The sequence below is a fragment of the Streptomyces sp. NPDC002994 genome (assembly GCF_040611155.1).
Lineage (GTDB): Bacteria > Actinomycetota > Actinomycetes > Streptomycetales > Streptomycetaceae > Streptomyces.
Window position 1 is genome coordinate 23,733 of record NZ_JBEXNQ010000019.1, and the last position, 14,706, is coordinate 38,438.

The window sequence follows — 14,706 nt, forward strand, 5'->3', positions numbered from 1 at the left end:
CGCAGGCGTGCCAACCGCCCGCTGGCACGGCGGCCGGGCCGCCTGGGTGCCCTTGCCGTAACGGCCGGCGTTCTGGCATCAACGGTCGCGATGTCGCCATCCGCCCCGGCCGCCGCAGCCGCACCCTTGGCACACCGTCCTATCGTGTTCGTCCACGGCTGGCACTCTGGCGGCACGACCTGGGACTCCATGAGGGAGGAGGCGCGGTTGGCGGGCTACGACCCCGAAAGGGAGCTGCGCGTCTTCGACTACTCGCGCATGAGCAATACCAGCGAGTCGGCGCCGATCGAGACCATCGCCGAGGAACTGGACCGTTTCATCACGGGCCATCGGCTGGTGGAGGATTCTCCCGACGGCACCGTCGACATCGTCGCCCATTCCATGGGGAGCCTGGTGGCCCGCCACTACCTCAAGTTCGGGGACGGGGCGCTCGACAAGGTCAGCAATTATGTGTCGCTGGCCGGTCCCAACCACGGGACGCTGCTGGCGGACCAGGGGCGCGAAGTGGCAGGCACCAGGCGAATTCTCGACGTCGCCCAGGAGATCATTGGCCGGAGAATCTTCCCTCGCTGTGACTTGCAGTGCACGCAGATGTCACGCCACTCCGAGTTCCTGACGCGACTGAACGAAGGCCCTGAGACCCCGCGCTCACAGGCCCGGCCGGGCTGGCCGCGGTACACGACGTTCCGCTCGAACGTAGGGGACGAGCCGGTGATCTACGCCAACTCCCGCAACAAGGGGTTGCCCAAGCTCGGCTTGTGCGACGAGACGGTCTTCGGCGTCTCCCGGAACGGACGCCTGGTACTGAACCCCCAGGATCCCCGGCAGGGCCTGGCAGACACCACGGCCCTGCACGGAGCAAAGAACCTCACCACCGGCTGCCTGAGCCACGGCGCCATCCCTGACGACCAGTGGACCCAGGACGAAGTACTGGACACACTCGCCGCACCGACCGGCGAGTACAGGGACGTCCGGCCGCCGGGAAGGCCAGCAACCCCCGTCCGCGGTTACACCGAGTGCAACGACCTCGAGAAAACCCGCAGCGCCGGGGGCAATCCGCACGGCATGGCGTGGGTGCAGACCTGCCTGCGCGTCCACTCCAATTACCGCTCCGTCACCCCCGTGGTGCGGGTACGCGGGTGCGGGCACGTCGGCCCGAGCTGGGACAACCCGCAGGCGTTGTTCTACGCTCCCGAGGCATACGGGGACAACATCCCCTGCACGGTGAACGGCGCCTACAGCGTCCGCCATCCCAACGGCTTCATCTCCCCCGCGACCCTCAGCGGAACCCTCCAGAGCAGGGCCGGCGAAGTACAGGGCGAATTCTCGGAAGACGGCGGGCACGGCGGGTACTACCTGTCCTGGCGTGAGCCGATCAGCGTGAACCAGAGCAATCCCCCCATGGTCGCCTACGACGGCCGGGACGCGGTGGTGTACGCCAACTGCTCGCCCGTGGCTGTGGACCTGGGGTGCAAGCCTGCCCACCCGAACCGCGCCTGACAAACGATTCCCCCAAAGTGATAGAGGTCCGTGCAGCACCACACGTGCTGCACGGACCCTCTTGCGACCGGGCAGCACACGCGCACTCCTCGGCCGCGCGGCCAGCGGCGTCGGATGAAGCGACGGCTTTGCCGTTCGTGTTCCGCCTGGCGCAGCTGCTCCGCTTCCTGTTCGTCTTCAGGCGTGCGGTGTGCGCGGTTTCATGGGTCCTTCATTGCTCTCACAAGAGCACTCGAAGCACCCGTATGGGGCAGCTTTCCCCAAGGGTGGAGAGAAGTCATCCATGGTTCGGAAGGCATTCCCGCAACGGTTAGTCCGAACCACCGGAGGACCTCATGACACGCTTTACCCGGTACCTCGCCTCGGGGGCAGTAGCGGCCCTGGCCGTCGCCGGTTTCTCGCTCGGCACCGCCCTTCCTGCCCAGGCCGACCACCGCTCCTGCATCGAGGACTACTACCCGATGTCGGATGACGATGACCCCGGCCCGACCGGGGGCCAGTCCGACGAGCAAACGGCCGTGGGACAGGCGTGTCTGGCCGGGAAGCTGGGTGCGCACACCCTGTGCGTGCACACCTTCACCAGCCGGACGAGCGTCTCGGAGGCAGACGCCATCAGGTCCTGCAGGAAAGCCGCCGAGGAGGAGTAGCAGGCTCTGTCCTCGCACGGCAGCCCAGACGTCGCGCGCCATGCGCGGGACGTCCGGGTCACCTGCTCTTCGCCAGGCTGTGGCGCAGGGCCGCAGTCCGTCCGGGGGATACCTTGGCCGCACCGCCCCGTCCAGGTGACGTGCTTCCAGGACGTGTTTGCTGCAGGCGCGACCGTGAAATCAAGTCCTGCGACCGGATACGGGACATGATCCAAGCGCTGGGGAAGAACTCGCGCGCGGACAGGGACGTTGTCCCTTGCCTTCGCCCCATTGCTGAATGGCTCCGTCCCCGGTCAGCGTGCTCGCAACAAACCCCTTCTGTGACAGGAGGCCACCCCGGCCACGGCGTGCGGTCTCCAGGAAGACCGACCGCCGGAGGCCGGCGAAGCTGGGTGGCGGGCCGGAGATCTTGGATCGTTCTCAAGGTCGTCCGGGCGGCCTTGGCCAACTCCCTGCCTGTGGCCAGGCTACCGAAGCTGGCGGTCCCGGGGGTCAGAAACAGGTACTGGGGGCGGGCAGGACGCGCGGCGTGCCACCGACGGAGGGCGCGGCCTGCGACGGCCCGGTCATCGAATCCGCCGGTCAGCGGTGCGTGGCGGTAGCGCAACGGCCTCCCGGTGCCCTGGGCGGTGAGGCCCTCGGGGAGTATCGGAGCAGGCGACTTGACGAGACAGGCGGTGGAAGACTGACGGCACATCGAAGCTCCGTTGGTTCAGGGCGACTTGGCAAGGTCACCCCGTTCAACCGGAGCTTCGTTGCGTGCGTGACGGGCCCGGCCGGACTGCTCTGGCCTGCGGACTCACGTGATCACCAGGACTTTGAAACAACCCTGGCGGCGGCGGTTCGTGTAGTACCCGTTCGAGCCGTTCGCGGAGTACTGCCGGATCCGGCTGGCTGAGACCGGGATTGGCATCATGCGACGATTTTGTAGTCGAATTCGTAGTCGACAGTCCCATTTTCCACTTTGAAGACGCCGGTGTGGTTGAAGACGCCGCCACGCAGATTCTCCTCGGGGACCGTGATTTCGAAATCCCCCCAGGCTGCTGCGTCCGTGTTCGGCAAGAAGACGGTGACGGAGATCTTGTATGGCCCCGGGTCCGTGGGTGGGCTCCAGTTCCAGCCCGAGTGGGCGGGATACTCGCTGACGCTTTTCGCGATGGCGGTTCCCCTGATTTTGGATCCCTTGAACTTCAATTCGACGGGTCCGCTGTCCGCTTTGGGGTTTTGGCGCCACGTGCTCGCGAATCGGATGGGCTCGATTCTGACGCTGGCGGAGCGCACCACTTCTCGGGTCACCGTTGTGAACTTCGCTGTTTCGCCCAGGCGTGCAATGTCACCGGTAGCCAGGCTCTTGAGCGTGTAAGACATCGGGAGATACTGGTCCATGGTGGGGGGAGCTGCGAAGTAGTCGCTGACTTTGCCCGTCTTGATCATGCTAGTGATGGCTGCCGAGTCTCCTCCACGCGTGATGATCTTGTAACTGGCGCTGCGCAGGACATTCTGGTATTCCGCCGACAGCTCGCCTTTTCCTTCGCCCACGATGCCGTCGTAGGAGGCCTTGACGGCGGCCTTGGCCAGCTTCACGTCTTCAGTGGTGGTGAGGGCGAAGATCAGCGACCTGCCGTAGGTTACCTCGGAGACATACAGCGGCGGGTTTTCGACCCCAATCTTGTGGAGGCCTTCAAGCCTCTTGATCTTCCGCTTCGTCAACTTGTCGGTGAACCAGTCACTCGGTTCGTCTTTGCCGACGCAAGACGCGGTGTAGACGCTGTGCAGGAAGCACACCAGAATCGTGTGCTCCTCCGATTTAGTTTCCAGTTTGGTGTTTCCTTCGGCGCTGAAGCCCAGATAGCGCGCTGACACGTTAGCTTCCAGGAGCGCGGATTCCAGCGAGTAGGCATCAACGGCGCTGTAATACATTTGCCCGGCGGCCGGCTTCTGTCCACGGATTTTGGACGCGATGGCTTCCTGTACCTCACTGGCGTCAGGTGATTCAATCGGACCGACCTTAATGGTGGGCAGGCTCATGGCGCTCAAGGTGAGCTTGATGGGGGTGCGTTGGCTGATCGAAAGTTCGGACAGCGCCCCCGCAGAAGCCGGCAGGCCTTGAACAAACGCCCCGGGCCACAGGAGGTCTGCGTTGGGATTGGCGATGACGAGATAGGCAGGCTCTTTTGTGAGATTGTACTCTCGGGCCTTGACCAGTACCACCTTCCCCTTGTCGTCGGTTTCTCGTTTTATAGTCGGCTTTCCGGCCTCCGTCTTCTCGCCTTTGGAAGTGGCCTGCTGGGCGATGGCTTTCCAGCTCTTCAGCTTCGTGACGTATTCGGTCATGTCTTCGGGCTCGTCTTCGGCAGCATCAGCCTCGACGGTGTAGTCGGCGAGCGGCTGGATTCCCCGCAACGCCGTGATGCGGAACACGGAGCGGGGACCGGCGACATCGAAAACGGCGGCGTCGGTCACGGTCAGACTCATGGCCTGGTCGTCGGCGCCGGCTGCCGCTCGCTGAAGGGCATCGACGGTCGCCCCGGCTTGTTTCTCCTGCACCGTGCCATCGACCTCGACCTGTCGGATCTCATACCGGTCAGCATCTGGCACGGTGCGCCACCGCAGCTCCCAGCCGCTGTCGTCCTCCAGGCGTCTGGCCCCCGCGCCGAGCAGCGGATCCACCACCTCGTCGGCGTCTTCGTCGGTGTCGAGCAGGCGGGGAGCACGGGCCGCGTCGTCCATAAAGCCTCCCTGGTGCGTTCCGTCAACGGGCAGCGTCCGGCAGTCGCGTTCCATCGTGGAACAGATGGACGCCGACGATCATCGTGCCCTCGGCCACTCGGGTTCATGACTCCAAAGCCTGGCAACCCACCGAATGGACGGCTGACCGGAAGCACGGTGCCCCCGGATACCCCTTGGACTCGATCGCCACTGTGCCGATGTCCGGCCGCGACAGCGTCACCTCGTACGGCGCGATGCCGGCGGCGCGCTTGGTCACCTCGGCAACGAGCTGGTCGACCTCCGCAGAGCTCGCGCTGTCCTGAGGGCCCGCGTGCAACACGGTGATGTGCATCCACTCCGGGCGCACCGGGTACAGCCGGGCTGCTCAGCCAGGGTCCGGTAGGGCTCGTACAGCTGCTCGCGGGCGATCTCCGGTGACGGGATGATCAGCCAGTGCAGGTCTTTGCGTCCCGGTGGCCAGGCGTGGGCACGGCCTTCGACCCGTGCAAAGAAGTCCATGCCCCAACCACCCTCTCCCGTCGGCGAATCCGCGCAATGCTACCGGGCGCGGATCTTCCCCGAAGGCGTACCGGGCAACCCGGGCCGCACGTACTGGCGGAAAGCTGACAGCCGGGCGAGTTCTTCGTCGCTGACGTTGTCGAGGCTGCCGTCGAGGTTGCCGACGCGGCGGAAGGAGCCGTCGGGGCGCACCACGTAGCGCCAGGTGAACGACATGCAAGGCCCCCCTTTCGGGGTGGAGCGTGACGCGAACGGCCACGATCCGCCCGCCTGCTGATCAGCGTCAAGGGGGCTGCACACGCGCCGGTGCCGGGCAACTGCCGCCCAGCGTGAGGGCGGGGTTCTCAACGTGGTTGGAGGTTGCGACCCCCAGGGCTGTTTCAAACTGATACCACGTCTGTGTCGTCAGCCACGCCTGGTAACCGGAAGAATCGCCCGAGGGTTGTTCTCGCCGTCATGGTCAAGCCAACCTTCGGCATCTTGGGGACCAAGACAGCTGAGTACGCGCCCGTTGATTGCCTGAATCCGGCATGGAAGCACCGTGCTGACCTGCCAGTATCCCTCATGACATGGCAGGTTCCCGGCAGGGGAGGATACGCCGACAGGCCGGGATACCCGGCCTCAGAGGGCTGGGCGGGCAAGATGACCGGACTGAGGGAAGTGACGGCCTTCCGGGCCGGGGCAAGGCGGGTCCTGGGGCTGCTGATGATCGTGGTGTCCGTGGCCCTGGCGGCGGGCTGCGTCCTCGCGTTCGCTGACTGGCTGCCCGGCAACGTCGCGCGGTACGAGGAGTACCGTGCGGCCGAGCGCTGCGCGGCCGACTCGACGCCGGATGTTTCGTGGGAGGACTGCCTGCGGGAGGTCGAGCTCAACATCGTGGACACGGTGGTCGACCGCGGGGGCAGGAACAGCGAGTACCGGGCGACCGTGGACAGCGAGCGGTTCCAGGGTGAGCTGGGCTTCGGCGATCCCGGACCGCTCCTGGAGACGCTCCAGGTGGGCGACAAGGCCGTCGCCACCGTCTGGCGCGGCGACATCGTCGCGCTCACCAAGGACGGGGTCCGGCAGAAGACCTCCGACGAGCCGCGCGACGAGCCTCAGATGATTGCCGCCGGAGGCGCGGGCTTCGGTCTGCTCGCGGTGCTCGGCCTCATCTTCGGTACGGCACGCCTCGTCGCGCCACGCAACCTCGGCACCTTCACGTGGAGCAGGTCCGGCAAGGTGCTGTTCTTTACCAACCTGGCAGCCACCTTCGGCGTGGGGCTGCCCGCGGTGTGGCTCGGCATTCCCTGGCAGCTCGTGACGCCGGCGATCGTGGCGGTCGTGCTGGGTGTGGGCATCTTCCTCCTGGGCATCCAGCGATCCGCCGAGGCTGGCGCGCGGTGACCGACCGGTGGGCTACGGCCGAGAAGCCCGCCCCGACCCCACGGCGTCTCCTCACCTGGCTGTCCATCACCCTGGCACTCATCGCCACGGCGTGGGACTGACCTGGTACTCGGGTTGGGTGGTGCCCGATGGACTCCGCTTCCTGGCGGGAACCCTCCGCATCGGGGAGCTGTCAGCCGCTGGCGGGCTGGGTGCCATGTCCGAACGGCGGCACATCGGTCACCGCGACGTCCAGGCGCAGCCTTACGAAGCGCAGCGGGTGGCGCCAGGTGCCGCGGGCAAGGCCACTGATCCTGGATATCCCAAGATCCCCGACAGAGTCGCTCCCTGCCTCAGAGGAGCGAGTGGTACATCGTCCAGAGGTTCATGATTTCCTCCTGGGAACAGCCGAGTTGCTCGGCTTGTCTGATGGCGGCTGGCACGTCATTCCGCCTTCCAGCCTCCGCCAGGGTGTGTGCGAGATTCACGGCAGCCCATGCGTCTCCGGCCTCTATGCCGGCGCGCAGTTCTGCCTGCGCCTCCAGTGGCCGCCCCAGATCCTCCAGGAGGTTTGCCAGGTTTAGGTGGGCGTTGACTTCGCCATACTGGATCGCCATTTTGTACTGGCTTTCAGCCTCGTCGAAACGGCCCTCGGTCCTGAGCCAGTTGGCGAAGTGGAAATGGGCTTCACCGTCTGCGTCGATGGCGTGCCGGAACATCTCCTCGGCGCTCAGCTGCGGGTGGCGGTCGCCGAATTTCACCAGATACTGGGCGCAGGCGAGGCTGGCGTCTTCTTCGTCGTGTTCCATGGCTTCCTGCACATGCTTCCAGGCAGCCTCGCCGTCTCCCAACTCGATCTCGACTTGCGCCAGGAAGGGCAGGATGGCGGTGTGGCCCGCCGCAAGGCTCTTGCGGAGCCACGGCAGCGCCTTATTGTGCTGCCCCTCTTCCTGGTAAAACCTTCCCAGGTTGCCGTACGCCAGCGTGTCACCGGACTGAGCAGCTTGCAGAAGCAGTCGTTCGGCGTCCTCGCTCCGGTTATCGAGCAACGACAGGAAGCTGCCGTAGTCGTTCACCGCGCCGGGAATGCCCTCGTCGACGGCGGTTCGATACCAGGTCTCTGCCTCTTTCTCGTATTCCTCGTCGCCGCTTACGCCGAGGATGTCTGCGAGTGCGAGAGCCACTCCCTTGCCTCCAGCGGCAGCGCAGGAGCGTAGGACTTCAACCGCTTCTTCTTCCTTATGTTCATCCACGAGCGTTTCGGCGAGCTCCAGTCCAGCCTTGCTGTCGCCGCTTACGGCAGCCTTTCGAAGCTGGTTCCTTGTCATGTTAAACATTCCTTACGGGGACATAACGTCTGCCGCCCGACATCGCTGTCGGGCGGCAGACGTTTCCACTGTGCTGGTGTAGTTGTGTCAGTCTATAACGGTCCTGACTGACTTATTGCCTTCCTAGCAGGCCTTGCCTGCTACGAGAATCCTAGCGGTATCCGAATCGAGCCATCCGGTAAGAGCGGTTGGCATTCCACGACTTCCACCCTGACTGGGATTGCTTTTTCCAGCCACCATGCCTTCCGGCATTCTGGTGCTTGTCTCTGTTCTTTTTACTCTTACCCTTGCGGTGTTCTTTCCTGTTTTTCTGGTTGAGCTTCTTCTTGCCGCCGTTGCGCATCAACCACCTGCCGCCGACAATCGCCCCCCGGAGGAGGACGCCCCAGACGCGTCCGTCGAGGTCCCACTTGTTGATGGGGTCGCCCATCGCATATTCGTACGCGTTTGCACTTCCACCGAATACCGGGTCGCTGGAAAGGAAGCGGCCAGTGGTGGAGTCATACAGGCGTACGCCCATCAGGGTGAGGCCGGTGAGCGTGTCACCTGATCGCTGCTTGGCGCCCAACCAGCTGTAGCGGGTGGCTTCCTGTCCTGCGCGCGGGTTGCCGTACTCGTCCGAGTCCAGCACGGTGGGCGCTGTGCCGTCCAGCGGAAGTTGGAGCGTGACGTCTCCGTGGACGTTCGTCAGCTGCAGCACCGTCCCGCCGGACTTACCGGTTACCGCGGCGATGTCGCCGGAGGTGGACTCGACGTTGCGGGACAGATCGCCAGTGGCGGTGTCCTCAACGATCCAGCGAGGGTTGTCGTCATCGCTGTCGTAGTGGTTGAGCTTGGATCCGGTCTGACTCCAGGTAGAACCGCTGCCGGTTTCGGTCTTCCAGGAGCGGAAGCGCAGCGCGGAGTCGAGCTGCCAAGTCTGGCGTCGGCCGTCTGCGGTCTGCTGATACGCGAGATCGTTGGCGTAGTAGCCGAAGGTTCCGTGACCGGGCAGTGTCGTGGTACGGCCGAAGGCGTCGTAGGTGTAGCCGGTGTCGACGAGACGATCGGCGCTGTCATACGTGTGGGTGGCGGTGGTGCCGCCGCTGGTGGGGCAGTCGGCGCCGGGGGCGCCGGGGGCGGTGTTCAGGCTCTTGCGGTTGGTGCGGTTGTCGAAGACGTAGGTGCGGCGTGTACAGATGGTGTCCGCGGTGTCTTCGACGCTGGTCAACCGACCGGTGGAGTCGTAGCGGTAGTTCTGGTCGGACCAGCCGGCGTGGCTGGTGACCTGCCCGTGGGCGGATGCGGTGATGGTGTCGGACGCGACGATGGTGTTGTCGCTGTCGCGGGTGTAGGTGCGCTCGGTGGCCGAGCCGGTGGTGTCCTCATTCTGCGTGAGGGTGTAGCCACCGGGCAGCTTCTCGCTTGTCAGTGAGCCGTCGGCGTCGTAGGTGGCCTGGAAGGCGCCAGCCACGGAGTCGGTGCTCTTGGTGACCAGACCGCGGGGTTCGGCTGCGTGGTCGTAGCCGAGGGTGACCGAGGAGGGCACGTTGTCGCTGACCTTGACCGGGCGATCGAGCAGGTCGTACTGGGTGGTGGTGACGCCATCGTTGGCGTCGGTGTAGGAGATCTGGCGGCCGAGCTTGTCGTACGCCTTGGTGATCGTGCCGCCGGTCGTCGAAGTTACCTTGACCGCCTGGCCGTTGGCCGGGTCGTACGTGGTGGTCGATTCGGGCACGGCCTGGCCGACACCGCCGGTGAGTGCCACCTTGGTGACGCGGCCGGCACTGTCGTAGGTGGTGGTCGTGGTGCGGGTGGTGCCGTTGGCGGTGTCGCTGGCCTTGGCGGTGTTGCCCCACCAGTCGTACTCGGTGGTGGTGGTGGGCAGGTTCGCCGGGTTGCTGCCGCCGCCCGTGATCGCACCGGCCGGTCCGGTCGTGCACAGCAGATCGGCCCATTCCGGTCGGCCGTTGCAAGCGCCTGTGCCGGTCGCCGACCAGTAGGTGGTCACCCTTGTGCCCGCGTCGGTGCCGGTGGCACCGGGCAGCTGCTGCTTGATGATGCGGCCTTGGGCGTCGTACTGGGTGGTCTCGGTGATCGCCAGACCGCCCGGGTCCTTGACCGTCTGGGTGGGCAGGCCCTTGGCCCAGTCATAGGCGGTCTGCACTACGCGGGTCTCGCCCTGGACGCCGGGGTGCTCACGCACCTGGGCACCGGTGGTGGCCTTGGTCAGCTGGTCCTTGACCGTCGCGGTCCCGTCGGTGGGACGGCCCGCGTCGTACTCGTTGACCGTCCAGGACCGGGCGGTGACCGAGGTGCCGGCCGCCACCAGGGTGGTGGTGCTGGACTTCAGGTCGGTGGTCAGGTCGATCCGGTGCAGCGGCCCGAGCTCCTCCGTTTCCCGGGTACCGGTCTCGTTGTAGAGCGAGGTGGTGGACAGAAGGCCGGCGCGCTCGGCCGAGGGCAGCTGAGCGATGCCCAGGTCGGCCTGGGCCGCCTTGTCCTTCGCCGTCACGCCCAGGGCGAGGGCCCGATTGGCGGCCGACACCTCGCGCACCGTGTTGCCGAAGCGGTCGTACTCGCTGGTGGTGATGTGCCCGCCGGGCGTCGCAGTGTTGACCGAGCGCCCGGAGGCGCCCAGGTAGGTGACGTTGGCGCGGGTGTAGGAGGAAGCCGTCATCGCCTCGCCGGAGTGGGAGGTCGGCACGGCGTCAGCGGGGAAGACCGCGGCCGCGTCGGTCGGCGCGTCCGTCTGGCCCCAGTCCTTCACATTGGCGGCGCTCAGCGCGTAGGGGGCGTTGGCGCCCGTCAGCGGCACGTCATAGACGACCGAGGTGGAGGCGGTGCCTTCCTCGACATCCGCCGTGCCCTGCTCCAGGCCGGAACGCGATGCCTTCAACAGCATGCCCTCACCGGCGGTGGCCGCGTTGCCGGCCTTGCCGTAGGTGAACGTCCAGGGCAGCTCACCGGGCGGGGTCTGCCCGGTGACACGGCCCGCCGTGTCGTAGCTGTAGGCGGTCTTCAGCGCCGGGCTGATCTGCGGGTTCCACGTCTGGCGCAGTCGGCCGTCGGTGTCGTAGGCGTAGCTCTGTACTGCCTTGGCCGTTGCCGCGGTGGCACCGGGCTCGGTGGACCACATCCGGATCTCCTTCACCTGGCCGGTGAAGTCGCCGACGGCGGAGTCGGTGGCCGTGATGGAGGCCGCATACACGAACTCCAGCGCCCGGCACCCCTTGGTCGTCGGCGTCGCGGTGCAGGTGGCGGCGCTGGTGGCGGAGGTCGGCGCGATGACCCGCTTGGGCCGAGAGAGCTTCTTGCCGTCCACGGTCACAGTCTCGGAGACCACCGTGGTGGTGGAGTTGGCCAGGCCGTCCAGCAGGGTGCTGGAGACCTGCCAGGTGGCCACGGCCGGGTCGGGCTTGGTGAACTCGGTAACCATGCCATCGGTGTCGGTGAGCGTGAATTCGCCGCTCACGCTGCCGGTGAGGGTCAGGTCCTCGGAACCGGGCTCCGGAATCCAGCCGTTCTTGGCGGAGTTGGCGGTGAAGTGGATCGCCTCGCCCTCGGACAACACGATGTCCACCGCGGTGTCGGAGACCTTGCGCAGGTGGGAGTAGTCCGACTCGGTCGCCTCGGCGACGGTGCCCGACACCCATTCCTGACCGAAGATCGCCGCCTGGCCCTCCTGGGCCCCGCCCTTCTTCGGGTCGCGCGAGGAGGCCGTGCGGGAGACCGACAGCCCCAGCGCCGAGGCGTCGGTGGCCGACAGGGTGTAGTCGCCCGTCAGCAGGTTCACCGAGCCGGGGCCCACCTCGTCGCTCGCGGCGCCGCTCGCGTTGCGGTCGACGACCACGGTCAGCGGCTGGGTGGAACCGGCCGCTGAGTCGGGGCCGGTGAAGTCGGCCTTGATCTGAACCGTTCCATCCGGATTGACCGTGTCGGTGGTGTTCCAGACCAGCGGGGCGTTCTTCCCGCCGGTAAGCGGCACCGGCCAGGCTGCCACCGGGGTGCCGCCGGAGTTGACATCCCCTGTGGGGATCTTCACCCAGGCATCGGCCTCCGAACGCCGCCAGGAGAACGACACCTTGTCGTACTTGCTGCCGTCGGCCTCGGCGGCCAACGGCAGACGGCGCGCGGTCCGCTCGCCCTCGGTGGGCTGGACGAAGCCGCCGGGTCCGGCGTGGAAGGTGTACTCGCGGGCCTCGGACTTGTTGTCCGCCTTGTCGATGGCCCGCACCTGCAGCGTGTGGGTGCCGTCCTTGGGAGGGGTGACCGATATCGCCTTCGTGCCAGATGTGCCGCCCGTGGCGACCTTGGTCCAGGTCACCCCATCCAGAGACCACTCGAGCCAGTTGTGGTCCCCGGCCGGCGGCGTCACGTCGAACACCCCGGCCTTGCCCGCGCCCTTGACCCAGGCGGTCGACGGGTAGTCCGTCGACGTGATCCCAGTCGGGGCGGACGGCGCCGTCGTGTCGACGGTGAAGGTTTTGTATGCCGACCAGCCGACGTTGTAGTGGCTGCCATCGTAGGGCGAGGTCCGGAACTTGTACGTCTTGCCGTTGGTCAGCACCCCGGCCGGCACGGTCACCGAAGCGACCTGCCCGGAGGGCACGTACTTGGAGACGAGGACGTTACCGACCTGCGTGTCGGTGCTGTCGACGATCTGGAAGGTGCCGTTGACCTTGTCACCGTTGGCGTCGACGAATGTGTCGCGCAGCGTGGGGGTGGCGGTGTTGACAGTGTAGGCCCCGCCGTAGGAGAAGTACGGCGGACCGGCTTCCTGCTTCGTGCCGGTGCGGGGCCGGTAGTTGTAGGTCACGACCAGCTTGGGCGGGTTGGACGCGGCGTTAGCGGAGTTGACCCGCTTCCACTGCGCCAGCACGCTCTCGTCGGCGGCCCGAAGCCCCATGTGACCGCGCGTGGCCTTCGCGGAAGCCCACTCCTGCACCAGCGTAGTGACGTTAGCGTTGATCCACCCGTCGGGCTGGGTGGTGCACGAGGTGTTACCGCGCGTCTCGGTGGAGGTGGCCTTCTTCGCCGTCATCGTGGGCCGGTTCGTCCACCGGCTGGAAGTGGAAGCCGCCCCTGAGGACCAGACCTCCCACGGATAGGCCTTGCAGTCCGTGTTGTTGCCGGAGTGGAAATTCCACAGTGACAGTTTGGCGTCCGACACCAGGGCGTCCTGGATCGGTGAGGTGTTCCACGAGATGAAGGACTGCGCGGTACGGGGCGTGCCGTCGGCGTTCTTCGTGCCGGGGTTGCCCAGGTCCAGCTCGGTGTCGGCCGACCAGTCGACGGTCTCGCCCTGCTGCACGTAGGTGTCGAACACGTTCGACAGTGATGAGGTGGAGGGATCCACTGTCACCGGGTACTTGGTGGCCGGGTCGGCGAGGAACTTCGCACTCGGAGTGATCACCAGGTCGACCGAGGAGCCCTTGGTGACGACCTTCATCGCGACCGGCACACGGCGAGTGTGCTCACCGGAGCGTTTGTCGACGGTGGCGTCCCACATCACCGGCGCAGGCATGAGCGCCTGCTTTTTGTTCTTCCTGTCGGTGAACAGCACGCTGCCGTCGGCCTGCTGCTTGGCCTTCAGGCCCTTGGCCTTCAACGGCAGGGTGTAGGTGTAGGCGCCGGTGGCCGGCTTCTTCTTGATCTCGACGTACTGCTCGAACCCGGTGCGGGTCGCCTCGACGACCAAGTTCGCACCGGGAACGGCGTTGGTGTACTCGGCCCGCGTACCGTCCAGTTCCGGCGCGGGCAGCCCGCCCTTCCACTGCAGGGTGATCTGCTGGTCGCCCTCGCCGAGCGTCACCAGATCCGTGGCCTTGGAGGCTTGCGCCGACTCCAGCGAGGAGGCCCGGCGGCCGGACTTCCCCGCGATTTTCAGACCGCGCGGGTGCGCCTTGGGCTCGACGAACCGTCAGAACCGCTGACCAGATCAAGGTCCACGTCCCGCCACTGACCGGTGGCATCGTCCTCGAACCGGATGGGACCGGCAGTGAGCTCAGTGGTGAGCGAACCGTCCTTGTTGGCCCAAGTCGTGGACGTCTCCGTGCGTTCCGACAGTGCCTCGACGCGCTTGCCGGACAAGCGGGCAGCGACACGCGCGGAGGGGATGTCCGCCGCTTGAGTGGCCGCCACCTTCTTCGGCGCCTTGGGAGCCTGCGGTGAAGCAGCGATCGCCGTACTCGCGCCGTCGACCAGGGTGACTGCCAGAGCCAGAGCCAGACTGCCCGCAATGTAGCGCAGGCTCCTGCCCGACCATGGTCGCCCGCGCTCGTGATGCGCGGGTATGTGAACCGTCATCGTTCCTCGATGTCTTCATGTTCGCACCACATATGTGGTGTCGATATGAAGGTATCGAGGAGGAAAAGGGCCGAAAGTAACACGCAAGCATCCAATGGCGGCAGCGTCGCCCAGGGGTGTGACGTGAGCTGCATCACTGACTAGCCGTCAAACTAGTTTATGTGCCCCACTTTCCTTAACTAAAACCCACTATTTAGTTTCGCATGACAGTGCTGTCGGCATCCGATGTACGTTCTGGCAGAACCTGTGAAGCCGGTGTAGCCGGCGACGGCATCGGCCCGCAGGACAGTGAAGCGAGGGGTGGGGCTGCGTGAAGCGGCATCGGATATGGGGCACGGCTGCGGCCGCGG

The 14,706-nt window shown here is 66.0% G+C and carries 7 protein-coding genes and 1 pseudogene; 3 read left to right on the forward strand and 5 right to left on the reverse strand.

Annotated features, from left to right (window positions below; genetic code table 11):
- Positions 1-144 precede the first annotated feature (144 nt).
- Together ABZX79_RS24670 and ABZX79_RS24675 are read left to right on the forward strand one after the other, a co-directional pair.
- Positions 145-1,500, forward strand: coding sequence for a hypothetical protein (locus tag ABZX79_RS24670; RefSeq protein ID WP_355261609.1), 1,356 nt, complete (start codon positions 145-147; stop codon positions 1,498-1,500).
- 335 nt (positions 1,501-1,835) lie between these two features.
- Entirely contained in the window at positions 1,836-2,147 is a 312-nt protein-coding gene (locus ABZX79_RS24675) for a hypothetical protein (protein WP_355261613.1), read from the forward strand.
- A 912-nt stretch (positions 2,148-3,059) separates the two neighbouring features.
- Here ABZX79_RS24675 and ABZX79_RS24680 read toward each other — a convergent pair.
- From ABZX79_RS24680 to ABZX79_RS24690, 3 genes are all read right to left on the reverse strand, one after another.
- Positions 3,060-4,877, reverse strand: coding sequence for a thiol-activated cytolysin family protein (locus ABZX79_RS24680; protein WP_355261616.1), 1,818 nt, complete (start codon positions 4,875-4,877; stop codon positions 3,060-3,062).
- A gap of 103 nt (positions 4,878-4,980) precedes the next feature.
- A complete protein-coding gene (locus tag ABZX79_RS24685) occupies positions 4,981-5,208 on the reverse strand; it encodes a hypothetical protein (protein WP_355261619.1) in 228 nt (75 codons plus the stop codon).
- 206 nt (positions 5,209-5,414) lie between these two features.
- The gene (locus ABZX79_RS24690) at positions 5,415-5,591 is read right to left on the reverse strand and encodes a hypothetical protein (RefSeq protein WP_355261622.1); all 177 of its coding nucleotides are present in this window, start codon (positions 5,589-5,591) and stop codon (positions 5,415-5,417) included.
- Between the two features lie 426 nt (positions 5,592-6,017).
- Between ABZX79_RS24690 and ABZX79_RS24695 the strand changes: the two genes are divergently transcribed.
- The gene (locus ABZX79_RS24695) at positions 6,018-6,761 is read left to right on the forward strand and encodes a hypothetical protein (RefSeq protein WP_355261625.1); all 744 of its coding nucleotides are present in this window, start codon (positions 6,018-6,020) and stop codon (positions 6,759-6,761) included.
- Between the two features lie 332 nt (positions 6,762-7,093).
- On the opposite strand, the gene ABZX79_RS24700 is transcribed toward ABZX79_RS24695, so the two are convergent.
- Positions 7,094-8,068, reverse strand: a complete 975-nt coding sequence (locus ABZX79_RS24700) for a hypothetical protein (protein WP_355261627.1) — start codon at positions 8,066-8,068, stop codon at positions 7,094-7,096.
- Positions 8,069-8,459: 391 nt separating this feature from the next.
- Positions 8,460-14,266: pseudogene (locus ABZX79_RS24705) on the reverse strand (DNRLRE domain-containing protein); the annotation flags it as partial.
- Between the last annotated feature and the right edge of the window lie 440 nt (positions 14,267-14,706).

Coding starts and splice junctions, on each gene's coding strand:
- ABZX79_RS24680 (WP_355261616.1), bottom strand. CDS start 4,877: ATGGACGACGCGGCCCGTGCTCCCCGCCTGCTCGACACCGACGAAGAC.
- ABZX79_RS24700 (WP_355261627.1), bottom strand. CDS start 8,068: ATGACAAGGAACCAGCTTCGAAAGGCTGCCGTAAGCGGCGACAGCAAG.
- ABZX79_RS24685 (WP_355261619.1), bottom strand. CDS start 5,208: ATGCACATCACCGTGTTGCACGCGGGCCCTCAGGACAGCGCGAGCTCT.
- ABZX79_RS24675 (WP_355261613.1), top strand. CDS start 1,836: ATGACACGCTTTACCCGGTACCTCGCCTCGGGGGCAGTAGCGGCCCTG.
- ABZX79_RS24695 (WP_355261625.1), top strand. CDS start 6,018: ATGACCGGACTGAGGGAAGTGACGGCCTTCCGGGCCGGGGCAAGGCGG.
- ABZX79_RS24690 (WP_355261622.1), bottom strand. CDS start 5,591: ATGTCGTTCACCTGGCGCTACGTGGTGCGCCCCGACGGCTCCTTCCGC.